16 protein-coding genes, 1 tRNA gene and 1 pseudogene are annotated in these 22,681 nt (G+C 65.1%); 8 read left to right on the forward strand and 10 right to left on the reverse strand.

All coding sequences use genetic code 11. The features are described from left to right. The gene (locus AC4GY7_RS08205) at positions 1–4,554 is read right to left on the reverse strand and encodes an NACHT domain-containing protein (RefSeq protein WP_491112928.1); all 4,554 of its coding nucleotides are present in this window, start codon (positions 4,552–4,554) and stop codon (positions 1–3) included. A gap of 213 nt (positions 4,555–4,767) precedes the next feature. Here AC4GY7_RS08205 and AC4GY7_RS08210 point away from each other — a divergent pair, with 213 nt between their 5' ends. Then, positions 4,768–6,501 (forward strand): hypothetical protein, encoded by a 1,734-nt coding sequence (locus AC4GY7_RS08210; protein WP_491112929.1) that lies wholly within the window; start codon positions 4,768–4,770, stop codon positions 6,499–6,501. Continuing rightward, complete coding sequence (locus AC4GY7_RS08215; protein ID WP_491112930.1) at positions 6,498–8,246, forward strand: hypothetical protein; 1,749 nt, start codon at positions 6,498–6,500, stop codon at positions 8,244–8,246. The genes AC4GY7_RS08210 and AC4GY7_RS08215 overlap by 4 nt, the downstream gene beginning before the upstream one ends. Before the next feature lie 81 nt (positions 8,247–8,327). Here the strand turns inward: AC4GY7_RS08215 and AC4GY7_RS08220 are convergent, their stop codons facing one another. From AC4GY7_RS08220 to AC4GY7_RS08245, 6 genes are all read right to left on the reverse strand, one after another. After that, a complete protein-coding gene (locus AC4GY7_RS08220) occupies positions 8,328–9,692 on the reverse strand; it encodes a hypothetical protein (protein ID WP_491112931.1) in 1,365 nt (454 codons plus the stop codon). Between the two features lie 200 nt (positions 9,693–9,892). Further along, complete coding sequence (locus tag AC4GY7_RS08225) at positions 9,893–10,432, reverse strand: hypothetical protein (protein WP_491112932.1); 540 nt, start codon at positions 10,430–10,432, stop codon at positions 9,893–9,895. Between the two features lie 68 nt (positions 10,433–10,500). Next, positions 10,501–11,352, reverse strand: coding sequence for a hypothetical protein (locus AC4GY7_RS08230; protein WP_491112933.1), 852 nt, complete (start codon positions 11,350–11,352; stop codon positions 10,501–10,503). Positions 11,353–11,401: 49 nt separating this feature from the next. After that, positions 11,402–12,058, reverse strand: coding sequence for a hypothetical protein (locus AC4GY7_RS08235; protein ID WP_491112934.1), 657 nt, complete (start codon positions 12,056–12,058; stop codon positions 11,402–11,404). A 40-nt stretch (positions 12,059–12,098) separates the two neighbouring features. Next, positions 12,099–12,863: a hypothetical protein gene (locus AC4GY7_RS08240; protein WP_491112935.1), complete on the reverse strand. Its 765-nt coding sequence runs from the start codon at positions 12,861–12,863 to the stop codon at positions 12,099–12,101. Between the two features lie 135 nt (positions 12,864–12,998). Then, complete coding sequence (locus AC4GY7_RS08245) at positions 12,999–15,629, reverse strand: MobA/MobL family protein (protein ID WP_491112936.1); 2,631 nt, start codon at positions 15,627–15,629, stop codon at positions 12,999–13,001. Positions 15,630–15,968: 339 nt separating this feature from the next. Here AC4GY7_RS08245 and AC4GY7_RS08250 point away from each other — a divergent pair, with 339 nt between their 5' ends. From AC4GY7_RS08250 to AC4GY7_RS08260, 3 genes are read left to right on the forward strand one after another with little or no spacing between them, the layout of a single operon-like run. After that, entirely contained in the window at positions 15,969–16,703 is a 735-nt protein-coding gene (locus tag AC4GY7_RS08250) for a hypothetical protein (RefSeq protein WP_491112937.1), read from the forward strand. Next, on the forward strand, positions 16,700–17,020 hold the full coding sequence (locus AC4GY7_RS08255; RefSeq protein WP_491112938.1) for a hypothetical protein: 321 nt from the start codon (positions 16,700–16,702) through the stop codon (positions 17,018–17,020). Before AC4GY7_RS08250 ends, AC4GY7_RS08255 begins: the two co-directional genes overlap by 4 nt. Continuing rightward, complete coding sequence (locus AC4GY7_RS08260) at positions 17,017–18,690, forward strand: hypothetical protein (RefSeq protein WP_491112939.1); 1,674 nt, start codon at positions 17,017–17,019, stop codon at positions 18,688–18,690. Before AC4GY7_RS08255 ends, AC4GY7_RS08260 begins: the two co-directional genes overlap by 4 nt. Before the next feature lie 205 nt (positions 18,691–18,895). On the opposite strand, the gene AC4GY7_RS08265 is transcribed toward AC4GY7_RS08260, so the two are convergent. Further along, positions 18,896–19,645, reverse strand: a complete 750-nt coding sequence (locus AC4GY7_RS08265) for a nucleotidyltransferase domain-containing protein (RefSeq protein WP_491112940.1) — start codon at positions 19,643–19,645, stop codon at positions 18,896–18,898. Between the two features lie 347 nt (positions 19,646–19,992). Between AC4GY7_RS08265 and AC4GY7_RS08270 the strand changes: the two genes are divergently transcribed. Together AC4GY7_RS08270 and AC4GY7_RS08275 are read left to right on the forward strand one after the other, a co-directional pair. Then, positions 19,993–20,208, forward strand: a complete 216-nt coding sequence (locus AC4GY7_RS08270) for a hypothetical protein (RefSeq protein WP_491112941.1) — start codon at positions 19,993–19,995, stop codon at positions 20,206–20,208. Beyond that, positions 20,183–21,274: pseudogene (locus AC4GY7_RS08275) on the forward strand (recombinase family protein); the annotation flags it as partial. The gene AC4GY7_RS08270 and the pseudogene AC4GY7_RS08275, both read left to right, overlap by 26 nt. A gap of 72 nt (positions 21,275–21,346) precedes the next feature. Here the strand turns inward: AC4GY7_RS08275 and AC4GY7_RS08280 are convergent. After that, a complete protein-coding gene (locus tag AC4GY7_RS08280; RefSeq protein WP_491112942.1) occupies positions 21,347–21,826 on the reverse strand; it encodes a hypothetical protein in 480 nt (159 codons plus the stop codon). Next, positions 21,791–21,867, reverse strand: a tRNA-Arg gene (locus AC4GY7_RS08285). Before AC4GY7_RS08285 ends, AC4GY7_RS08280 begins: the two co-directional genes overlap by 36 nt. A gap of 60 nt (positions 21,868–21,927) precedes the next feature. Between AC4GY7_RS08285 and AC4GY7_RS08290 the strand changes: the two genes are divergently transcribed. Beyond that, positions 21,928–22,668, forward strand: coding sequence for a queuosine precursor transporter (locus tag AC4GY7_RS08290; RefSeq protein ID WP_491112943.1), 741 nt, complete (start codon positions 21,928–21,930; stop codon positions 22,666–22,668). Positions 22,669–22,681: the final 13 nt, after the last annotated feature.

Consider the following 22,681-nt stretch of genomic DNA (forward strand, 5'->3'; position numbering starts at 1 on the left):
CTAGTCGTTGTTCGACCAGTGCGCATGCTTCTCCGTATTGCTCTCGAACCAAAGCAATCCATTGTAGCGCACGCGGATGTCTGGGTGTCGCTTCTTCTTGAGCGTCGTCGCGCGGCGTTCTCCGATCACTGTCCAGATAGGCTCGAGGTCGTTCTTCCGTGCCAAGGCTAGGAACGGGTCGCGGCGGACAAGGACGTAACTGCCCCGATCGCCACCCCTGGCTCTTCCCGTGACGATCGTCGGTGCTCCTTTCGCATCGAGGAAGACGCCGAGGTTATTCATATCTGCCATGAGTCCCAGACCACGGATCAGCCAGGGTATCGGCACGTGCCGGGAGAACCCGTTGGGCAGGCTCCCGTCGAGATGGCTCTCCCAGAGGAAGTCTGCGGTGGGCCGTATGACTCTGTAACTGCGGGACTTTCCGATCAGGCGAGCGTCGAGTGTCGTCCAAGGTTCATCGCGCCACGTGTCGCGTCGCGCCAGCTCGCCGACGTAGGGACCGTCGGTCGTCTGGCCCGGTAGCCATTCGTGGAAGTCGTATGCGTCGGCGACTGCGTCTTCGATCAGGCGCGCCCTGTCGTCGGGAGAGAGGAGCACGGCGGCGAGGAAGTGGAAGTCGCTCTGGAGCCACGGCGCATCCAGGTGCCGGTCCTCGCGTTCGGCGTCGATGTCGTGCCCCGCGTAGCGATAGAGGGTCAACCAGCCCGGCTCGCCAAGGTCAGGGCAGGTTGCCAGGGCGAGGCGGCTGCCAGGCAGGTCCGGATCCGCCACCCAGTCGCCCCTCCGCTCGACCGGCAGCGATTCGCAGACGAGTGGCGGGACCTGCGGCAGGTCGGCCCGCGTCGTCGTCTCTTGGTCGGCAGGCATGATCGAAGGTTCGAGGTCGCGGGTGAACTCAACGTCGAGCGGATTGTCGTAGACCGCGGCACCGCTTCCCCATTGCGGCTTCATCCAGAAGTTGTCCGCGAGGCGCGCCAGCAGTTCCATCATGGCGATCCGCTGATATTTCTTGCCGATCCGCTCGATGCGACCACCCCGCTCGCTTCTTCCGGAAAGATATCGGTCGCCCGGGAAGCGTTCCGCCGTCCAGCCGAACGAGAGCGCCCGGTTGGCCACCCAGACCTTGCATTTCTGCGCATCGAACTCCGCGCCCTTGCCCTTGCCTGGGATGATCCACTCGTGGCCACCGCTTCCCATCACCCAGGCGTTCGCCTCGGCCGCGTAGCGCTTGCGCTGCGGGGGCGTCAGGAGCGCTAGGAGCGATGCCGTCGCACGGACGATCCGGCGACGGTCGGCTGGGGGGACGATTACCTCAAAAGAGTCGCGATCGAAGCTGACGCGCCTTTCTGCATAGGCGGTGCGGAGCTCGGAGAACGCACTCTCAATGTCGCTCCGGCCGGCAACGACTTCCTTGAAGAACGCCTCCCCGCTTTCGTCCGCCGTGATCGGACGCGGCCCAGACAGGCGAGCTTCCGAGAAGCGGTGCACGCGTCCTTCCAGGACGTAGCGGCCGAAGTCGGCTAGGCCGTCGTAGCAGGAACTCAGGATCGAACGCGCGCCAACCCGCTCGCCGCGGGCGTCGACGCGAGCCTTCGTGACGCTGAAGCTGGGGGGCGTCGAGCCGTAAGGCGGGCGGCAGCGCACGAGATCGACGGATGGATCGCACGAGCCCACCGATACGGCCAGTTCTATGGTCCCGCGCGCGTAGTCCCTGGCAAGCAGGTGAACTGGGGCGCCGCCCTCGAAGCAGTTACGCCAGGCGACGCTCGCGAATTTGCCCAGGGTGGCGGGATCCGGCGTCCTCAGCGCTGCTCCGTACAGCGCGGCGTAGAGCCGTTCCACGACGTAAGGATCGTCGCAGCCGGTGAAACGCTCGAACAACGGCGCGGCGAGCGCGGGGCGGGTCGCGAGGATCGAGAGGACCGCCTTCGACGCCGTGTCGCGGATGCGGGCGCTCGTGCTGGCGCAGCTCCAGGCGAGGGTCACGAGCGCGAGGCCCAAGGTAGCGTCGGAGGCCTGGCCGGCGCCTGAATTCAGGCTCCAGTCCGTGAGGCGGACGAGTGGGTGACCAGGATCGTCATGGGCGGCGTTGATCGCGACTGTCCAAAATGCGTCGCGCTCGGCGATGGTCCGCGAGATCAGGTTGCGGTGGAGGAGCTCGACATTCCAGGGGTGATCCTCGACGACCGCGAGTTCGACCAGCAGCGCGGTGATGTCCTCCTCATGTCGGCTGAGGCGGTTCAGCAGTTCGAGCGTCCGGTCGGAGAAAGCCGTTGGCGAACGCCAGCGGATGCTGTCGACGAAGGCGTCCTCGACCGGCCATCTGTCCCACCAGTCGTCGAACCCGCCCGGCAGCTCATCGACCAGTTCCACGCCATAGCGGTCGGCGAAATGCAGGAAGAGCGCGTAGAACAGCCCGCTCCACTCGTAGGCGACACCATATTCTGCAAGGAGAAAGGCGAGCTTGCCGCCCGGTTCGAATAGGCCAGCGGGGGACGGCACCCCTTCGAGCAGTGCACGGGCCACGAGATGGTCGCTGAAGCGCTGGAACGAGAAGCGGACCACGTCGACAGGGACCGCAAGCGGATCCTTGGGGTTGGTGCCCGGGTCGGGATCGTATCTGAGCAGCCCCTGGAAGCGCAGGGTCTCGAGCCAGGTCTTGCTCGCTGGAGGGGCGAACCCCTCGAACGCCTGCTCGACGATCCGGTGCGCGTCGCCGCGCCGGACGCTGTCCCGCATGGCGTCCGCCATGGACGTCGCCAGCGCCAGCACGGCCGAGCGCAGCGGTCCTACGAGCACATCGCTACCGTCGTAGCTCGTGCCGAGATGCCGACCGGTCGACGTCAAGTAGAAGTTCAGCACCTCGCTGGTGCCCCGCATCCCGCGGGGGAAAGCGGTGCGCCCCTCGGCTTGGAGCGCAAGGCACGTCGTCCGCAGAAACAACGGATTAGAGAATTCGGGGTTTAGCCAAGGCGTTGCCGGGCGTACGATCCCGCGCTTGTCCATGTAGACGCGCGCGGCCCGCTCGACGTCGGCGGGGGTCTCGAAGCCCGTGATCTCGACCGTCGTCGCCATCTGCGCGACCGCGGGCATGATCAGGTGATCCAGGTATTCGCGCCGGCATGACACGCACAGCGCCAGATTGGGGAAGGTGAGCACCCGTCGCGCGAATCCCTGCAGCGTGCTCCTCCAGAGCGCCGCACCGGCACCTTCATTGAGCGCGTCGATCGCGACGAGTCCCCGTGTCCCTTCCGCCTCGGCCCGGGCCGACAGCGCACCCAGCATCTTGTCGAAGGTGGACTGGCCCCATTCGAAGTGCGCAAGCGTCTGGTTCTCGGGAGTACCGTGGGTGGTAAAGTCCGTCCCGATCATGAATAGGGCCGGCGCGCGGCTTGCCAGCGCGCGCTCGATCTCGGAGGCAATGAGGTGCGATTTGCCCGAGCCAGCTCTCCCGTCGAGCAGGGCGAAGCGTGTCGCATCAGCCCTGCACGCGCTGGAGGCGGTCAGTCGCAGTACGTCGCCGACGGCGTCCTGCAATTTTCGCAGGCCGTGGAGATGGTAGTCGAGGGAGGCTCGGTCATTGCCTTCTTCGATCGGAATCGGCGTCGTCCCGTCGGACGGGGCGGTCTTGTCCTTGTCCTTGGCCTTGCGCAGGAGGTCGCCGTCGGCCTCGATCGACTCGAACAGCAGCTGTCGCAGTTCGAGCGCGGTGCTCTCCCAGCCGGAGTATGCTGCTTCGTCGCGCGGCCCCGGAGGCTGCGCCATGCTGTCGATCAGCTTTGTGGCGAGTGCGTCGATCGTCTCCAGTCGCGCGCCGTCCGCGCTGCCGAGCAGGGCCGGCCGACGGCCAAGGCGTCGTGTATCGACGAGAACGGCGCGCGTCGTCGCGATGGCTTGGCCGAGGGCGGCGTTGTGCAGCAGGCCGTCAAAGACCGACCGCGTCGATACGTCGACGTGGTCCTCGGGGTGATACCGTTCCTCGAGTGCATCGACCGTTCGTTGGCATTCCTGCGCAAGCCGCTCTGGCGTCAGTTCAATCGCGCCGAACCAGTAATCGGAGAGTCCAATCGTCTCCGGCCTGGTAAGGAGTTCCTCGATGTCTGGTGCCGTCCAGGGGACGAATTCGACCTCCCGGCCGAGAGCCGCCGCATTAGCCGTCCATTTGGCCTTACGCGTGTCCCACTCGCTCCAGCCGTTGGCGGTGGGCGCGCCCGCCTTGGTCCGCCGCCTCGTGGGCCCGGTGAGTGAGCAAGCGATGGCGATGTGCATCGTCGTCATCGCCGAGTGGGTAGAGAGCGCGGTGTCGACCGAGTTGTCGATCGCGGCCCAGTCGATGCCGGCGGAGGTGACATAGAATTTGGCCTGGTATCCGACCTCCTCGCCGTTCTTCAGCAGCCAGACGGCTTCGACCCCGCCGTCGCCCCCCGCGCCATGAATCCGTCGGAACTCGGAGCTTCCGTTCGGCGGCACGCGCCTGGCGATCTGGCAAACCAGTTCCTCAAACGTCTCGCGCTGGCCGGCAACACCGGCGATGATTCGGGTGAAATCAAGCATTCCTTGAAACCCGACGGACGTTTCCGCTAGCTGTGGTCACGATCTTCATCGGTACACTGATGTCACTTTGTGGTGCCCTGTCGATAGCCACCATATCGGCTCACAGGCTTTCGCGGGAAAAACGCATCCCCTTTGGCCGCGATCGCGCCGCTTTTCTTAACTTCCCGATTGATATCGGTTGCCGCGCCAGCCGTCGCGTGATCGGGTGCGACCATGGCAAGACGACGTGAATCGCCCGATACCTCGCCCGGCGCGCTCAGTAGCGCGGCGGCCGACGGCACGTTGGAGGCGCTGTTTCGCGATGCGCTTCTCGCGCTCGACGACGATGCGGGCCGTCTCTTCAAAGCGTCGGTGGCCGACGCCCATCGGGCAGGCCTGATCGACTTGGCCGCCACGGCGACGGGGACGCCCGGACCCGTCGACCACTTTGCCGGCACGGTCTACGGTGCCGCCATCGAGGCACTCGAGTTGGACCCAACGACCGTCATCGGCATGGCGAACGCGTTCACGGCGCGCTCGAGGGACGGAACCGTCCCCTACTTCATGTTCGATGCGGTCGCCGGATGGGCAGCCCGCGACGAGCGTCGTGTCAACGCCATGCTTCAGGCGATGGCCGACGGAGACGTGCCCGCTTCGCTGCGGATTGCCACGCTACAGGCCGGCCTGCGGGTCGACCGCGCGAGATACCTTGCGCTCGTCACGACGATGCTAGTCAACGGTGACGCCGCGGAAGCAGACGCGGCGGGCTTCGTGCTCGGCACGGTCTCGACCGCGGAAGAGACCGAGATGTCCATTGTGTCGGATGCTATATACGCCGCGCTTTCCGCCGGTGATCCCGAACGCCGGGCGAGCGCGTTCGAGGCCGCACTCACCATTGGCCTCCGGGAGGGCAGCGACCCGGCAGGCGCCGAGGCGGTGCTGGACGCGGTCGCCGACCAGGCAGACGCGCGCCTCCGCCGCATCGCGGCGACCCGCATGTTCATGACCAGGGACGCGATATCCGACGGGCTTCGGCGGCGCTTTCTGGCGCTGCTCGGAGGGGTTGAGAAGGGTGAGGCCGACACGATCGAGGCGGTCAACATGGCGATCGCCCAGCGGCTGCGTGGCGTCGAGGGTGAGCCATACCGGGACCTGCTCAAGCACATCCTGGCGAGTGGCATCGCCGACATCGAGGCGATGGACGACAGCGCCCACCAGATCCTCACGGCGAACGACGGGTCGCTCGAGGCGGTGGTCGAGGATTGGATTGCGGACGGGGCGGACAGGCTGATCGACGCGGTGCGCGACATCACCTCCATCCCGGCGTCAACGAAGGAAATGACGCTCGAGCTGGACTTCGGCCGCTTTGAGCTCAGCGCGGAGCAGACCCTAGCCTCGGCGAGGAAGGTCGTCAGCAGCCTCATGATCCAGCCGGTGACTGCGACATCCATCATCTTGAGCCTCATGCGCACTGGCCAAGCGGATGCCGGGGACGGCCTCGAGGCACTCCTCTTCAACCCCGTGCTGATCAGTTACTGGGACGGTCCGAAAGAGTATCTCGAGAGCGCATCCCCCAGCCAGCCGTCCATCGTTCAGGAGCGCATATCGCGCCTGCTGTCCTCACTCGCTAATTATGAGGGCGCGGTGCGATCGACCGGCGTCATCCCGGAGTTGGGTCCCACGGCACGGCAGAGCTTCCTGCGACAGCTGTATCGCACCGAGGCGCAACGCAAGGTCCGTGAGGATATGCCGAAGCGATCCGGAATCATGGACCTCATCCCGATCACGCGCGTGCTGCACGGCGACAGCGTTGTGAGCGAGGTGTTCACCGGCGATGGTCTGCCGCAGCGGCAGGAGTTCCGGATGGGCACCGTATCCCATTCCATCCCGCTGGCGCGGCTGGACGCGATCGATCCGGTCGGATTCTGGTATCAGCGCATCGTGCTATCCATGGGGAAAGCGCCGTGATCACGCCGATCATCCGCGAATATTTTAAGGGTCTAAAGGAACAGAACGAGCTCGACGTCGTGATCCCCGATCTGTTGACGAGCATGGGATTCGAGGTCGTCCGCAGGCCGGTTTCCGGCAACAGGCAGTATGGCGCGGATGTCATAGCCGTCGGCACCGACGCCGACGGTGAGCGGAAGCTGTTCGTTTTCTCCATAAAGCGCGGCGACCTGACGCGGCAGGAATGGGCGGGTGCGGACCAGGCGCTTCGGCAGTCGCTCGACGAGATCAAGGACGTCATCCTCAACAACCGTGCTCCCGAGCACCAGGGCCTGAAGGTCGTAATCTGCATAACGCTCGGCGGCATCGTGCCCGAGGCGATGGAGCCGCTCATCAACGGCTACATGCTGTCCAACCGGACAGATACGCTGGACTACCAAGTCTGGACCGGGGACACGCTGACCCGCAAAATTCTCGACGGCGCGCTCCGCGAGGAGCTGTTCTCGGGCGAGCTGCGGTCGCTTCTGAGGAAGGCGGCTGCGACGGCGGACGACCCCGAGCGGTCGATCGCGCATTTCGAGCGGCTCGTTGCGAAGGTCGCGCAGGGCGAGGCCGATCCCGTGGCGAAGGTCCGAATTCTCTACCTCGCCTTGTGGATCCTGTTCGTCTGGGGTCGGGATGCAGGGAACCTGGAGGCACCGTATCAGGCGAGCGAGATCGTGACACTGAGGGCCTGGAACCTGTTGTACCGGCAGATCGAGGGAGATCGGGGTCGCCGGCTCGACGCCAGTCACTCTTTTCACCAGGTCGTCAGCCTGCACCTTCAGATATGGGACGAGCTGTACGGGAAGAAGGTCCTGCCCCACGCGGGAAAACTGCACGTGCTCAGCTTCGCCGTCGGGTCCGTCGACGGCCTCGACATCAACCTGTCGATGTTCGAGACCGCGGGCCGGGTGGCGATGGGTGGGCTCTGGCAGCTCTGGATGGAACCCGGAGAGGGCGCCGCGCCGCAGACCTCGGACCTCCCCAATTGGCCGGCGAGGAGGATCGCGGAGGCATTGGGACGGATGCCGTTCGCCAACCCGACGCTACTGACGCCGTTCGCCGACCACCATTCGACTGACCTCGCCCTAGCGCTCCTGCTCCTGTGCTCCGTGCGCGACACCAGGGACGCGGCACGTCAGTGGGTTCGCGAGGCGGCGCAGCGCATCATGTTCGCCTACCGACACCATGGCCGCTATCCTTCGGACGACGGAAGTTATGGCTTCCTCCTGCGGCATCCGGAAAGCGCGACCGATGAATACCGGCAGGCGGCGATGGCGGCGAGCGTAACCATGCCGCTCCTGGCGACCGTCGCCTACATCCTGGACGATGCGGACACCATCGCCGAGATCGGGGAATTCCAGCAGGCTGAGGCGTCGAACTGCAGCTTCCAGGCCTGGGTCCCCAACAGCCGGACCGAGAATAAGATTTGGCAGGGAGACCCGTGGCAGGGATCATCGATCACCGGGCTCAAGGTCGGGACCGATGGCTCGGAGTTAATTGCGGCGCAGCGGGCCGAGGCGCAGGCCAATCCGGACTATCCCGCTCTTTCCGCTATACGTCTCGAGCACTGGCCGGTCCTCCTGCTCGCCTGCCGTCGGCTCAGGTTGCCCGTGCCCCCTCAGCTTTGGATTAAGTTGATGGACGAAATGAGACCGCCCGAGCCCGCGAAGGGAAATATTGAAGCAGCGGGTGGCTCTAGCGGTGAAGGCAAAACTACTTAATCGACGAACGTTTTTCGCCGATCGACCGCAGTTCGGCCCGCCAGGCGGGGTCGGGTGTCCGGCGGAGGTCGAAGGATTTGCTCATTGCCACGCGTAGGTCTTGTCCTTTTGCCATTGCAAGCTGCTTGCGCAGTGCTTGACGGCATAGGAGGCACCGAGCGCGCCCGCATGTTGGAATCTGATCCGCGCATTCTTCACCAGCGTCGTGATCCGCGGCTCGGCTCCGGCCTGGGGCTCGACGAGCAAAATATGCGAAACGTCGTTGGCTTGATCTTGGCCGATGACCTCGGTCGTCACCAAGACGAACCGGCTCGGCACGATCCGGGTATTTTCGACACTGCGCGAGCCCGCGAGCACGGCATTGACGGCCTGCTGAAACAGTGTCGTTGCGTAACGACGCACGGGGCCGAAGCGCCGGGGTGGCGCCGCGCCGCCTAGGCTAGCAAGCCAGCCGTCCAGCGTGACGGTCATCGGCACGGTCGGCTTCAGCTCGGCGCCTTCGTCGAGCGCCCGTTCGCGCTCGGCGAGCCAATCCTCATACCGTTCGCCCAACGACCCGTCGTCGGGCATAAACTCACGAAACCTGTTCCATTCGGCGCGGTCGAGTTCTGGGAACACCAAGCCGACCGGCGGAAAATCGTCGCCGGCGCTGTTCACTCGAGGCCGACCGTTGACGTAGAAGTCCGAGCTCTGGCCGAGCGGCGGCGCCGGCTTGACGAAGGTCTTGCCGTCGAGATCGAAACCGGTGTCGAGAACCGGTCTTTTGGTCATCTCTTTCGAGAGACCATTCCTGATCGCTTCTGTCATCGCTCGCTCAGCGTAGCCATGGAAGGCCTCGTGCAGCGCATCATATTCTGGAAAGGGCTGGTCTAGGCTGATTGGCACGTAGTGGATCGGCCATAACGCGAGAGTGTCGAACCCGTCGCTGTGGAGATAGGCGCCGGCAACGACAACGCCGTCGATATCGTCGGTATCGTTGCGCGCTCGGCGGCCGGCCAGCTCGCAGATCTCGTCATGGTCGAGCGCCGTGTTACCGTTATTGACGAGCAGCAGGATCGATCTTTTGGTGTTGGGGAACTCCGACCGCGTCTGGACAAGCTGGCCCTTTGCGCTTTTGACCGCGCCCTTGATCGGGCTCTCCATCGCGCGGTCGTAGGCCCGTTGGCCTTTCAGATCGAGCTGGCCGCGATCGAGTACATAGACCGGACGGTTCGGGTCTAGCGCCGTGAAGATCTCGGCTAGCTTCCGTTGCCGCTCGATCTTGCTCAGCCCCTCGTCCTCGAGGATCTTCAGCTCGATCACGGATTCGCCGAGGATGTAGTCGGCATTACGCTTCTGGCGTTCGGCCTGGTCGGGATGGGCACGCCGCCCACCGGCGGCCTCGATGATCTCGTTGCAAACATCCTCGGTCAGAGGCCGGATGCGGGTGGTCGCGATGCCGATCATGGGCGATCACGCCGGTTCACTGGCGCGCCCCCACCAGCCCGATGCGGTGGTTGTTTGGACGAGGTCGGATACGGCTTCTTCGATCTCTTCGGCGTTCATGCGGTTTGACAGGTCCAACGGGCTGACCCGCATCGGCGGGCGGAGTCATTGGGCGGACGATAGGGAACGTCCGCCCGATAGTCATTCGTAGTCGTGCGACGTCACGCCGCCGCTCGCAGTCTTTCCAGTGGCAGGGCGTCGGCATAGCTCGTGCCGGCGGGAACGAAGACGGACCCGGGAAGCTCGAGGCCGTGCACTCGATCGGTCATTTCTCGCCAGCGGCGGTTGGCCCGCTCGACGCCGCGCTTGATGCGGTTGCGGGGCGGCAGCGCCGAAGCGGTCAGGACGGACCGGGGCCCAACAGACCAACGGTGCGTGTCGCTCAGCAGTTCAACGTACGCGTCTTCGCTGGCCAGGTAAGGCTGCACGTTGGCATGCCATTCGACGTGGACGTTGGCGCGGGTGGCCAGCGAGATGCCGATCGGTCCATCGGCGATGGGCAGATCGAATTGGACGAGGATCAGGTCGCGGCCGGTCTGTTCGACGATGGCGGCGACCTCGATCGCCTCCGCGAAGGTCTTGCGTCCGCCTGAGGCGAACGCCACCGGATTCCCGATCGGTGCGTATTCCGGATAGCCCATCGCCACGCGCAGGCCGAAGGTCCAAGCCTGCATGGTGTCGATCGATTGATTGATGCTCATGTCGATGATCTCCTTTGAGGCCGTGGGCCCCTATTCCTTTTCCGCCCCTTACAGAGGCCATGATCACCTCAGCGGCATGCCGCCGGCGCGAGGAATTTCAGCTTGCGGGCTTCCGCCGCGAAGGCCGCAGCGACGAGGTCGTCACCATATTGCTGCCAGTCAGCGGCGTAGAGTCGGTGACCACAATGATCGGCGATGAAGCTGGCGAGTCGCCGCGTCGCTTCCAGCATCGAGGCGCCGCCGCCGGACAGATGGCGCCATCGCATGAGCAGCGCCGCCGTGGTCATGACGTCACCCTCGCACACCGAGCGGACGGCCGACCATTTCCCTTGCTGCATCAACTGAGAGACAAGGTCCGGCCGACAGGTCAGCTTGGCCGGAATGCCAAGCCGGGCTGCGAATTCGGCGAGATGGGCAGGCGTAGCACCGCCACACATCTCGCTGCACAGGTCGAGGTGCCCCGAGGCGTCACGTCGCCATGGTGATTGCAGCCCGGTGAGATTTGGTGGCAGCCGTAGTCCCGCATCCAGCGCGCCAATCAGGATCTGCGGCAGGTCGGTGTGGAAGCCACCCCAGGTCACAAGTTGGACGTGGCCGAGCTGCTCCATGTCGGCGAAGAATGCCTTGAGGCCGCCGGCTTCGTCTTGCTCCGGCAGCCCGCGGGTCTCTAGGCGGACCGGCCGCAGGCCGTCTTCAGCGTCGGTCATCACCAGCCAGGACAGGGTGGTGATCCGGTGACAGGGCCAACGCGGTGTCACGCGCGGATCGCGCGGCAACAGATGCGCAGCATCGGCGGGAAGGAAGCGTTCGCTCGCCTGGTAGCGGGCATGGGCTTCAAGGTCATAGGCGCGTTCCGCATCGAGGACGACGACGAAACGGGGCGACGTGCTCTTAAAAAGCGAGGTGAGATCGTGATGCATGGTGGTTCTCCGGCGGGCGCTGCGCGCCCAAGCGTTAAGGAAAGGGAGGTCAGCGGGCGGCCGGCGGATCGGCGCGCCAGCGGTCCAAGGCGCGAAGGGCGGCCTGCGCAGGGTGGTCGGCATCGTCGAAGTCGCCGAAGGCTCGCGCCCAGCATTGCCAGCCGGCGATCGCCTCCTCGATCAACTCGGCCGCGGTAGTGGTTGGGTTGGGCAGCAGGACGGTGGGCATCTCCGCATCGCATTCGTCGACGCGGGTTCCCAAGGGGCATACACAGGGCATGAGCATCGCGGGCGCTTGGCGAATGTGCCAGGTGTGTCCCCGCGGCATGTCGCGCCAGCGGCCCGCGGTGTCCGCGGCAGCGGCGACTATGTGCGCATGTCGCGTCTGCTCGGCCAGTGCGAGCAGACGGCGCGGGACGCTGCCCCAATTGTGCCAGCTGATGATGCCACCGGCCGCAGGTATACGCGGCTCCAGCCAGTCGAGTAGATCCTGGGGGATGTCGCCTTTGCCCAGACAACGAGAGTCGCCGCTGAAGCGGTAGCCGCCGACGTCATCCGGCGTGACGGATAGGAGCCCGATGCCGCAGAGGATTCGAGCGTCCGGCCGGTGACCGGCGGCCGGACAGGCGCCGATGGTCCGGACGGCAAGCGCGATCGAAGCGGGCGCGAATCCGCGCTGCTCAATCGACAGGTCGATGAGAGACATGGTTATTCCTCGAGATTGGCCGCAACGCGGCCGGGTTGGATCAGTCGGCTGCGGACAGCAGATGGGCGATGTGGGCCTGTGCTGCGGGATGGTCCGCCTGTTCGAGCCAGACGGCGAGATGACTGCTGATGACAGCGGCGATGCTGCGGCCGACCGGATTAATGGAGGCGAGACGGCGAATGATGAGGCGGAAGGTGGCGATCGCATCAATCTGCGCATCTTGCTCGATGTCGCGGACATCGGAGCGCACCCAGGCGGAAAAGCGGGAATCTGGATCGGCCGGTGCGCAGAATATCCGCATCTGGGCGCACGCCTGCCGGAAGGTCAGCGGACCGTTGTCGATGCTGGCGGACAGGTCGAGGACATATTGCTTGCCGCAACCCGTCATCGCGCGAATGGAGGGCGACCATTCGGCACCGGGCAGACGGGCGAGCTGCGCGGAGGCATCATCGAGGCGATAGCCAGCTATTGTCGCGCCCTCACGCGTTAGGTGCCGGTCGAGCCAGACCAGCAAGGCCTCCGCGGGATCGGAGGGCTGGAGGACGCGGCTGTCGAGGGTGAAGTGAACCTCCGTCCCGCGCAATTCGGCGGTTAGGACGGCCGCCCCGACCGGAATCTGCCGGGCGACGCCGAGGCGATGGCCGATGTCGAGCCGAGCGGCGCTTAGCGCAGTGATGATGGGTGTTGGAAGCATGTATTTGGCTCCGGACACGCGCCATTGCTCCCAATCCGCACGAGGCGGATGGGTTAATAGCGCGGATGCTGGGAATGACCGGTGGAAGCCGATCGACGACGAAGATTCCAATTTAGGGCCAGCCGGCGCATGCCGACCTTGTTTTTCCCTTCCTTCAGAACCTTCGCATCAGCTGCCCATGAGGATGAGCGCCATCAGCGCCCTTTTCCATGCTGCCAGCGTGGCTGCGCCTTCCAGCTTTGTCGTTCATCGCGACATATCGCCGGGATTATTGATGCTTCGTTGGATGCGGGTCGCGCGATCGCCCAGGTCCTCGCTACGCTCTTTTTGCGCTCCGGTGGGTGCCGACGATATCCGTCGCACCGTTTCGGCCGTCACAGCCATTCGCAAGGCGCTCGACGGTTCATCGACGTGGTCGCGGCTGGTCGGGAAAGTATCTGCTACTTGCTGTGAAGCTCCAAGGCTCGGGACGACAGTCCGTTCGCGCTCCGCCAATCCGCCAAGGACGGCCTGCACCCTATCGTCATGCTGCCAGGCCTCGACCAATTCTCGCATGACCTTGGGGGCTTCCTCGTCGAGCGACCAGCCCGCCTCCAGGTGCACCAGCTGGCGGGGATGAGCCTCGGAATAGACTGTGATCATCTGGATCTCGCCGAGCTGCTGCGCCGCGATATCCTCAAGCTCGCGCTGCACCGGTGCGGTTTGCACGTCCTCCTGGCCAAGGCCGAATGCCGCCAGCGTGCGCGGATCGACCTGTCGGCGACCGTCGATGCTCGGCACATGACGGCGTTCCTGTTCGATAGCGTCCAGCATTGCGGCCGTCCGGTCCACCCGCTCGTCGTGCCGTGCGCGCTCGATGAGGGCGCGGCGCAGGTCATCGTCGCCGATGCCGACCGCGATAACCGTGCTCCGGTCGCGCTCGGGCAGAGCGGACCAGTCGAGTTGGATCCGCTTGCCGCTGCGGCGATATGGAGGCGGTTCCGCGTCGCGCAGGATGCGGCACGCTTCCTCGGCGAGAGTCCGCCGGGCAACCTTCGCAGCGCGTTCGACTTCATCCCGCTTCGCCGCTGCATCGGCGGCCTTCCGTTGCTCAACTTCACGCTGCTGGTCGAGGCGATGACGCTCGCGCAAGGCGTGGCCGAGATCGTCGCGGGGCAAGCCTTCGATCACCTGCCGTCCCGCCGTCGGCATCGAGGACAGATCGAGGACCAGGCGGTTGTGCTCCAGCCGGTAGGGGGCCGGTTCAGTTGTTAGAATCAGGCGGCGGGCCTGTTCGGTCGAGGTTTGTTGGTCGCGCGCGACGAGCCGCTGGTGGATGGCCGCCGCTTCGGCCCGCTGCGCGGCCAAGTTCCTATACAGCGTCGACGAAGTGGTTTGGCCTGTCGCGATGATCACGATGCGGCGTGATCGTGCAGTCGCCGCCGAGGACGGCATGATCGGCGCTGGCACCGTGCCGATCCGTTGCGCGACCGATCGAGCCATGCTCGCCAGCGACATGGCCGTACCCCGCAGCGCAGAAGTGTGGCGCAGTGTCCGCCCACGCTGGAGCCGCTCCATGATCGAGCGGGCGTAGTCGCGAACCATCGGGGCGGCATCTCGCGCGAAAGGTCGAGCGGCGGACCTGCCTCGGCGCACCCAATCAACCATTTCGCGCGCGGACCTCGCGATCATACCCGCGCGGGCCGTCATGGTGGCGATGCGATTACGCGAACGATCCATCTGGATGCGCCGGTCGAGCAGCGACGTCAGACGGTTAAGGGCCTGGACCTCTCGCGTCGATCGAGCCTTCTCGAAGGCCAACTCGTTACTCTCGGCGACGATAGCGTTGCGGGCGATGGCATGGACATGTTCGCCGCGCTCATGCGCCGCCATCGCAGCCGCGCCGACATGGGCCTGGCGTTGCGCGTCGATGCCGCGTTCCAGGTAGGTTCGATGAGTGAAGCGCTCAGGCCGCCCAGCCGCGCGGCAGGCGCGGTTCATATGTCCGCTCGCCAGCGCGCGCATCAGCTTCAGACCGTCCGGGTCGGTCAGACCGTTCAGCTTCTCCTGGGCGATTGCCCATTCATGGTCGCCGGTGCGCTCGCAGGGGCGCAACGAGAAGCACACATGTGCATGGTAGTTTCGCTGGTCGCCCTTCGCATCTGGTGTGTGGATCGCTGCAACCCAGGGCAGGCCCAACCGACCGAAGGTGCGACCGCAAAACTCCTCCACCAGCGCGCGGCGTTCGGTCGCGTTCAGGTCGTGCGGCAGGTTCCAGATGATACGGTGCTGGACGATCGCATTGGCACGGTATCCTTCCTCGACATCTTCGAGCGCGCGCCAGCACGCGGCAATCTCATGCGCGTCCGTACCCATGTTCGACATGGGTCCGGAATCAACCTCGACCTCTCCCACCCGCTCAAGCGCTTCGTCGCGCAGGATATAGAGTGCATGATCGGCAGCCAGGCCTGCGCGCCACGTCTTCGATTTGAAGCCGACATAGCGAACGCGGAAGAACAGCGCGACGCGCCCACGTTCGTCGGCCAGCGGCACCCGGTAGGTGCGGATGGCGCGCTTCGAAGCCCCCGCCAGCATCGCCATCTTGCGGGAGGCAGTGACTGCAACCGATGTCGGATGATCGGCTTTGGCCATACGGATGCGCATCGGACGCCCCCACGCGCGCGACAGTTCCTGGTCGAGTCTGCGATCGGCAGCTGCCTGTTCGCGGGCCGCTCCGGCCCGGCGACGTTCGCGAAGGGCAGCCACGCGCCGGAAGGCTGCAGCAACCGTGCGCTCGGCGGCGCGAAGACGGCGCTCGGTCCGCCCACCGTCCATCAGCAACCGGAAGACCTGCGCGTCCGCCCGCGCCCATATCCCTTCCTCGGTCTCCAGCAGCATCGCGGCACCTCATCGTGACGCCGCAGGCTGGGGGGTGGGACAGGAAGCGGATGCGCCGTTGACCGGGGTCAACATTTCTTCCGCATCCCACCCCCCAATCACTTCCTCGACTGCGGTCCTCCGTCTCGTAGGGGCTCCCGCTCACCCATGTTGCGGGGTGCGCTCCATTTGGTCGGTCAGGAGCGCCGCGGTGTGCAGGGGACACCGGCCGGGTCCTGCAACAGGCGAACAATCGGCCTCCACAGATCAATATGCTGGGAAAGTGGAGCGCCCCCCGCAAAAGTCGGGATCGAAGCTCCGTATCGTCAGCCCGTCCAATCACGGACGAGGAGACGACCCATGGATTATGACGCCACCGAAGCCCGCCGCCGCCGCGAATATGCAGCGGCCATCGCGGTAGAACGCCGGGCTGCGGAACGCCTGGCCGAGATCAAGCGCAAGGCGCGCAACGCGAAGACCCGGCTGTTGTCCACGACGCGCTCGGAACAATGGCATCGCATGTCGCTGGCGTGGCTGGACCGTGATGCGGGATACACCGGCGAGATGGCGTCGGCGCGCGTGTGGCTCCGCCATCAGCCGCTCGACGCCTATATCGCGATCGTCGCTCCCTTCGCCGCTACGCAGCCCGGCGCCACGGGCATCGCTGCCGAGGTCGCAGCGGTCCGTGCCCATCTCGACGAGTGGACGAAGCGCGGGGAGGCGCTGCTGCTTGATCGCGCGAGCCACGCGTATGCAAAGGACGTCGCGGATTTTCGCGTCTGGCAGCGCGACAATCCCGACAGTGACGCGTGGCGGCGCAAGCCAATGACGCGATCGCAGGGTTTCCTGATCGGGCGGATGGTGGCGACCCTGGACCTCGAACCGCCCGCCAGGTTGAACCGTGGGGAAGCGCACGACTGGATCGAGCAGAACGGCGGCAATCCTCGGCTGGCGGCCGCGTCGGCCGATCCGGATGCGCTGCATGCGCCGACCTCCGCCGCCCCGAGCGCGCCGGACGCGTCAGCCAGCCAGGCCGTGCCCGCAGCCGACCAGCTGCCGCTGGGCGACATGGACGATGCGGGAGATGCGGCATGACCGATATCCTCGATGAAACCCGCTCGGTCATCATCGGGGGACGCGCCGAGCGCTTCCAGGGGTACGATGCGCTTGCGCGCCGTGCCGTGGGACTGATCGGCTGGATGCAGCAGATCGAGATCGCGCTTGGTGCAGCCCCACGCGACGCGGAAAAGGATTGGCACGATCTGGCGACCGCCGCGGAGGCGCTGGTCGCCGTCAGCACCGCGCAGGAAGCGTGGCTTGCCGATCATGACGCGGCGCTCGGCCGTGCGATCGAAGAGGCGCGCAGCGACATACGATCCCTAAACTCCCCTCGCGATAAGGCTGGTGCATGAGCATCATCGACGACGTCGCCGCCGCCGTCGCGCAGGCCGGCCTCGACAACAGCGTCGATCCGGCGGTCGGATTGCGGCGCGGCTGGGACTATTGGATTCCAGGGCAACCCGCCACCGATGGCTGCGGCATCGCCCGTACGCCGCACCGCCACTTGAGCGATCAAATCCCGCTGCCCGATGGCGCTCGTGCGATCATCGATGGTGGGATGAGCGAGGCGCAACTCGGCGGATCGTTCTGGCGGCAGGTCCTGATCCGCCCGCGCGAGGCCGGTGCGGGCGGAGGACCCGACACCTTTGCCATCAGCAACATGGCCGCGCGTTGCGAACGTGCCGAGTACCTCGTCACGCTCCTTGGTCATTCGCCCCGCGATCTGGCGATGTACCTCGGCGATCTCAAGCTGCGCGATCGACCGGTCTTCGATCGTGTGATCGCCAAGGACTTCAAAGGCGCGCTTGCGCTGTACCCCACGATCATCGACGACCCGTGGCCCCATCGTGTGCGGGCGCTATGGACGAAGCCGGAGGCGGACTATCTGCCGCCGTTCCTGGTCGCCGTCCTCTATGCCGAACTGGCGCGGCTTGCCGTCAACCATGCCGGGCTGCTCGAAATGGCGTTCGATGCGGGTATCGAGCTGTCGACGCGGCGCTTCCTGCCTCGCGTTCCGCTGGCAGGCGGCCCCCATCAACCGACCGCGATCCTGCGGGCGATCGAGATGCTGCCTTATCAGTCGATCGCGCTCAGCGCGCCGGGTACCGTTCTGCAACGCGGCGATGCCGAAGCGGCAGCGGCGTGGGCAAGGGTATGCGCGGCGAGCCTGTCAGCGGCCGCCGAGGAACGGGGCGGTCTCGATGTCACGCCCGCGACGCCGAAAGAGTCCAAAGCCATCGCCCGCGATTTCGCCGCCAGTCCTGCGTTCTGGCTGGAACCGCGCAGGACCCATGGCTGGTCACGCCAGAACCGCCCGGCCGCAACATTCTGGGGGCTCGATTGGCGCCAGCACGCCGCGGTCGGACTGGTGGAACTCATGATGACGGCTCAAGGTTGGAACAGACGCTTTAGGCCGAAGGGACCAAAGCTGGCATCCGTGTCGATGCGACGCGTCTCCTGGGCGATCGCGACGATCAGCTTTGCATGGATGGCCGAAAGCAATCCGGCCGCCGCCTTGTGGCTGTTGCAGCAGGCGATGGATAAGGAGGAGGACGCCCTTCCCCTCGCGTTTGGCCCCTTCGCCATGGACGACATCCTCAAGCCAAAGTCAGGCGACAGCCTGCGCAAGAAAGCGATGGCGCTGGTTGCCGACCGGCCCAAGCCGGGCGAGCTTGGTTACACGGCGCGCTATCAGGCTCATTTGTGGCTGAACGACCGTGGTGACGACATCGCGCATTACCGTCATTACCAATGGGACGCGATTACAGGCTATCACCGGGCCAGGAAGGGCGTCCTGCCGATGGTCCTGCAGGATACCAGCCGCATACCCGAAGGGGTGGTCGCCGCTCTTGGTCACGCGCACGGCGTGTCGCCGGATCATGGCGGTCTCGGGCATAACCAACCGCCGTCGCTTCCTATGACCGGCGATATCACCGCAAGGCGCGGCGCGCAGAACGTCGGGATGATGATCTCGCCGCTGTCGACCGATCCGATGAGGGAAATGGCCTCGCGCAAGAAGTAGCAGACGAAGACGAAGACGAAGACCAGGAGGTGATGACCTCGACCATGCTGTCTGTGCGCGGCGGGAATCACGGCCTGCCCCTGTGCGGAAACCTTCCGGAGCTGGAAAAAAATCTCCGCCGGCGGCCGGTATGGTTGGGGGCGGGATAAAACCCAGGTTTCGCGATCCCGTCTCCTATGGGCTGGTATATTGGGAAAGGTGGCTTTCAGGCGAAGCGCCACGAAGAAGGTGCATCCCGACGATCGCCATCAAAGAGCGGGCCGCCATGCGAAGCCAGTTCTGCTTCGGCGAGCGCGATCACAGGGCCACCATCGCCCGTAACGAATAATACCCGGAAGGCATCGTCGAACCGGTCTGCCAATTCGGGACTGATCTTGGTCAGGAGGCGAGGCGCCCACTTGCCAGCACCATACCAATGCCCTCGGCCGCGCAGGGCGAGTTCTACAAGTTTTGAATGAAGCATGGCCCCGATCGCCAATGCCTCGGTCAGAGTTCGGTCGCCACGAAGATCATCCACTGCGTCCGTGATCTCGTAACGCAACGCGTTCAATGCGGTGGCTGAAAACGAAGGCGGTCCGTTCTTCAGCCGAGCCGCTACTCCAGCGCGCAAGCCTTCAGCACGGCTCCGATCCAGGCCGATTATCCTTCCCTCCACGATCATGTTCAGAATGCTGGGGCGGCCCCGCGTCGCATCCTCGTTGACGAACCACGCCAGTGTCTCGGGGTCGTGAACGAACGCCTCGATCGGAACGCCATCGACGATGAAGGACTCTCGCCGCGCTGCGTCGAGGCGATCAAAGACGACAACCAGGTCTATGTCCGATAGATAAGTGCCTTCCCCGCGCATGATTGATCCTGCGGCATAGGCGAACGCCGCGTCGTGATAGCGAGTTCGGAGCACGGTTTCGGCGATCGTCAGCGCCTCAGCTGGCGTGGGGCAGGTTCGTTTTTCCATGAGGCAGGACCTACTTGCTTCGCGGTCGCGTGGGCAATGCTGCACCTCGACCTCGGCCCTTCCCACAAACGAACACGAGGTGGGATTCTTGCCGGGTCGGGCGGTTCATTTCGTGTCCCCGGCAAGGGCTTTCTCGAAACCTATTCCCGATTGCTATCTATCAAAACGACCGGTCAAATACGGCAAATCGGGAATGTCATCGACCGGCTAGAGATAAAGGGAGAGGAGTCGAAAACCAGCGTGCTTCTTGTCGACCTGGCATGGCGAACCCATAAAGAAAGCTCGTCCGAAAGATTCGCGAGCGCCCCCCCGCAACGGCGCCGCGCTGAACCTGCCACGCCCGGCCCATGGGCCCGCGCGCATCACCTCCAACGCCTCAGGCGACTTCCCCGTCGCCGGTCGTTGATGCGCGCATCAACGATCCGGGGCTTGTCAGCGCGGCCTTCGACGATTCATGGTCGACCCTCGAACAGGAGGTCGCGCTGATCGATCGGCTGTTCGGCGGCGAGATCGCCGCGCTGTTCGAAAGGCCTGGTCATGACAACCGAAACGATCGCGGGTAAGCGTGTCTTCGTCTATGCGCGGGTTTCGACAACGCGGCAGGAGAAGAACGACCTGTCGCTGCCAGATCAGATTGCCACCGCCGAGCGCTGGATCGAGGAAAACGGCGCTCAGGCGGTCCGCGTCTTCTCGGAGGCGGGTAGCGCCACCGACGACCATCGCCGTGCCTTCCGCGAGATGATCGCGCTCGCCGAGTCCGATGAGCATCCGATCGACATCATCCTTGCGCATTCGCTATCGCGGTTGTTCCGTAACGCGCTCGACTTCATGCGGTATCGCGAGCGGCTTCGCCGCAAGAAGATCCGCATCATCTCAGTGACGCAGAACTTCGGCGACGATCCGACATCCGATCTCGCCGTGTCGATGCTCGCCGTCTTCGACGAATATCATTCGGCCGAAAACGCCAAGCATGTTCGGCGAACGATGGTGGCCAACGCTGTCAACGGCTTCTGGAATGGCCAGACACCGCCGATCGGCTTCCGCACCTGCACCGTGCAGCAGACACGCGGCAAGGACCGCAAGAAGCTGGAGCATGATCCAGAAACGGTCGACATGGTACGCTATATCTTCAAGACGTATGTAGAGGGCATCGCCGATGGCCCGATCGGGATCACGGGCCTAGCGCATCATCTCAATGACCGCGGCTATCGCATTCGAGGCAAGCGGTTCAGCGTCGGGACGCTGCACAACATCCTGACCAACACCGCTTATATCGGCTACATCAGCTTCAACCGGCGGGACTCGCGCACCGGGGAGGTGCGGCCGGAAAGCGAGTGGGTGCCGATCCCGGTACCGCCGATCATTGATGAAGAGACATTCTACGCGGTTCGGAAGCAGATGGCTGACCGCGACCCGCGGATGGGTGAAGCGGCCGCGAAGACCAACACAAACCTGCTGACTGGCCGCGCTGTTTGCGGGTGCGGCGGGAATGGCTGCGGTGCAGGGATGATGACCAGCACCGGCAAATCCGGTCAGTATCGCTATTACGCCTGTTCGGCGCGGATCAAGCGCGGGCCGGATGCGTGCTCGGGACGCCGCGTCCCGATGGCGCAACTGGACGATCTGGTCGTCGGCGCCTTGACTCGCCATCTTGTCCAGACAGAACGGCTGACCGCGCTCCTCCAGACATGGCTGGATCGGTCAGCAACTGCCGTGGCCGAGCGCGCCGCCGAATTGAAGCGGCTTCGCGCCCGGCTGACCCAGCTTGAAGGCGAGAGCGCCCGCGTGATCAAGCTGGTACGGCTCGAGGTGCTCAGCCCGGACGATCCGCAGGTTGCAAGCGAACTGGGCAACATTCGTGCGCAGAAGGCCAGCACGCAGGCCGACATCGCCGTCCTCGAACGGCAGCTTGATGCCGGCGATCGGCGAATCACGCCCGCGATCATCGCCCGGTTCGGCGATCTGCTCCGCCACAAGCTCCGCGAGCCGGACGGCAGGACGCGCAAGGAATACATCCACCTGCTCGTCGATCGCGTCGAGGTCGGCGACCGCGAGGTACGGATCACGGGGCGCAACGCGATGCTGGAACGGGCCATCATGGCATCCCAGACGCCGGGAGCCGCAGTGCCCAAAGCTGAACAGAAATGGCGCGCCCGGCTGGATTCGAACCAGCGGCCCCAAGCTTAGAAGGCTCGTGCTCTATCCAACTGAGCTACGGGCGCGCGCGGGGGCAGGGTTAGCGCGATTTGCGTGCGACGGGAACAGCCATATAATCTGCCGCCATGAACACGGGAGCCGAGCCGGCGGTCGATGCCGGTGCGATGCGCGGGCAGGCGTTTCGCTATTATGATTTCGTGATGGCGGCCTTCGTCGCCATCCTGCTGCTGTCGAACGTGATCGGCGCGGGCAAGGTCGCGCAGGTCGTCATCCCCGGCATCGGGCCGTGGCCGTTCGGCGCGGGCATCCTGTTCTTTCCGGTCAGCTACGTGATCGGCGACGTGCTGACCGAGGTCTATGGCTATGCCCGCGCCCGCCGGGTGATCTGGGCGGGGACGGCGGCGGTCGTGTTCATGGCGTTCATGGCCTATGTCGTCGTCGCGCTGCCGCCGGCACCGTCGTGGGGCAACCAGGCCGCCTATGCGACGATCTTCGGCCAGGTGCCGCGCATCGTGCTGGCGAGCGTGCTCGCCTTCTGGGCGGGCGAATTCGTCAACTCCTACGTCATGGCGCGGATGAAGCTGTGGAGCGAGGGGCGGCACCTGTGGATGCGAACCATCGGCTCGACCGTGCTGGGGGAGGGAGTGGACAGCCTGATCTTCTACCCCGTCGCCTTCCTGGGCGCCGAAGGCTTCACGCCGCGGCTCGTGGTCACCGTGCTGTTCACGCAATGGGCGCTGAAGGTCGCGTGGGAGGTGATCCTGACCCCGCTGACCTATCTCGTCGTCGGTGCGCTGAAACGGGCCGAGGGCGTCGACGTGTTCGACCGCGGCACCGACTTCACGCCGTTTCGCGCGCGGGTGTGACGAAGGAAGCGGG

Source organism: Sphingomonas sp. SP5, assembly GCF_058313455.1.

What these genes read in the sequence shown, in the direction of transcription:
- AC4GY7_RS08290 (WP_491112943.1), top strand. Translation starts at nt 21,928, where the DNA reads ATGAACACGGGAGCCGAGCCGGCGGTCGATGCCGGTGCGATGCGCGGG.
- AC4GY7_RS08245 (WP_491112936.1), bottom strand. Translation starts at nt 15,629, where the DNA reads ATGCTGCTGGAGACCGAGGAAGGGATATGGGCGCGGGCGGACGCGCAG.
- AC4GY7_RS08265 (WP_491112940.1), bottom strand. Translation starts at nt 19,645, where the DNA reads ATGGAAAAACGAACCTGCCCCACGCCAGCTGAGGCGCTGACGATCGCC.
- AC4GY7_RS08225 (WP_491112932.1), bottom strand. Translation starts at nt 10,432, where the DNA reads ATGAGCATCAATCAATCGATCGACACCATGCAGGCTTGGACCTTCGGC.
- AC4GY7_RS08235 (WP_491112934.1), bottom strand. Translation starts at nt 12,058, where the DNA reads ATGTCTCTCATCGACCTGTCGATTGAGCAGCGCGGATTCGCGCCCGCT.
- AC4GY7_RS08270 (WP_491112941.1), top strand. Translation starts at nt 19,993, where the DNA reads ATGGGCCCGCGCGCATCACCTCCAACGCCTCAGGCGACTTCCCCGTCG.
- AC4GY7_RS08255 (WP_491112938.1), top strand. Translation starts at nt 16,700, where the DNA reads ATGACCGATATCCTCGATGAAACCCGCTCGGTCATCATCGGGGGACGC.
- AC4GY7_RS08260 (WP_491112939.1), top strand. Translation starts at nt 17,017, where the DNA reads ATGAGCATCATCGACGACGTCGCCGCCGCCGTCGCGCAGGCCGGCCTC.
- AC4GY7_RS08250 (WP_491112937.1), top strand. Translation starts at nt 15,969, where the DNA reads ATGGATTATGACGCCACCGAAGCCCGCCGCCGCCGCGAATATGCAGCG.
- AC4GY7_RS08205 (WP_491112928.1), bottom strand. Translation starts at nt 4,554, where the DNA reads ATGCTTGATTTCACCCGAATCATCGCCGGTGTTGCCGGCCAGCGCGAG.
- AC4GY7_RS08210 (WP_491112929.1), top strand. Translation starts at nt 4,768, where the DNA reads ATGGCAAGACGACGTGAATCGCCCGATACCTCGCCCGGCGCGCTCAGT.
- AC4GY7_RS08220 (WP_491112931.1), bottom strand. Translation starts at nt 9,692, where the DNA reads ATGATCGGCATCGCGACCACCCGCATCCGGCCTCTGACCGAGGATGTT.
- AC4GY7_RS08230 (WP_491112933.1), bottom strand. Translation starts at nt 11,352, where the DNA reads ATGCATCACGATCTCACCTCGCTTTTTAAGAGCACGTCGCCCCGTTTC.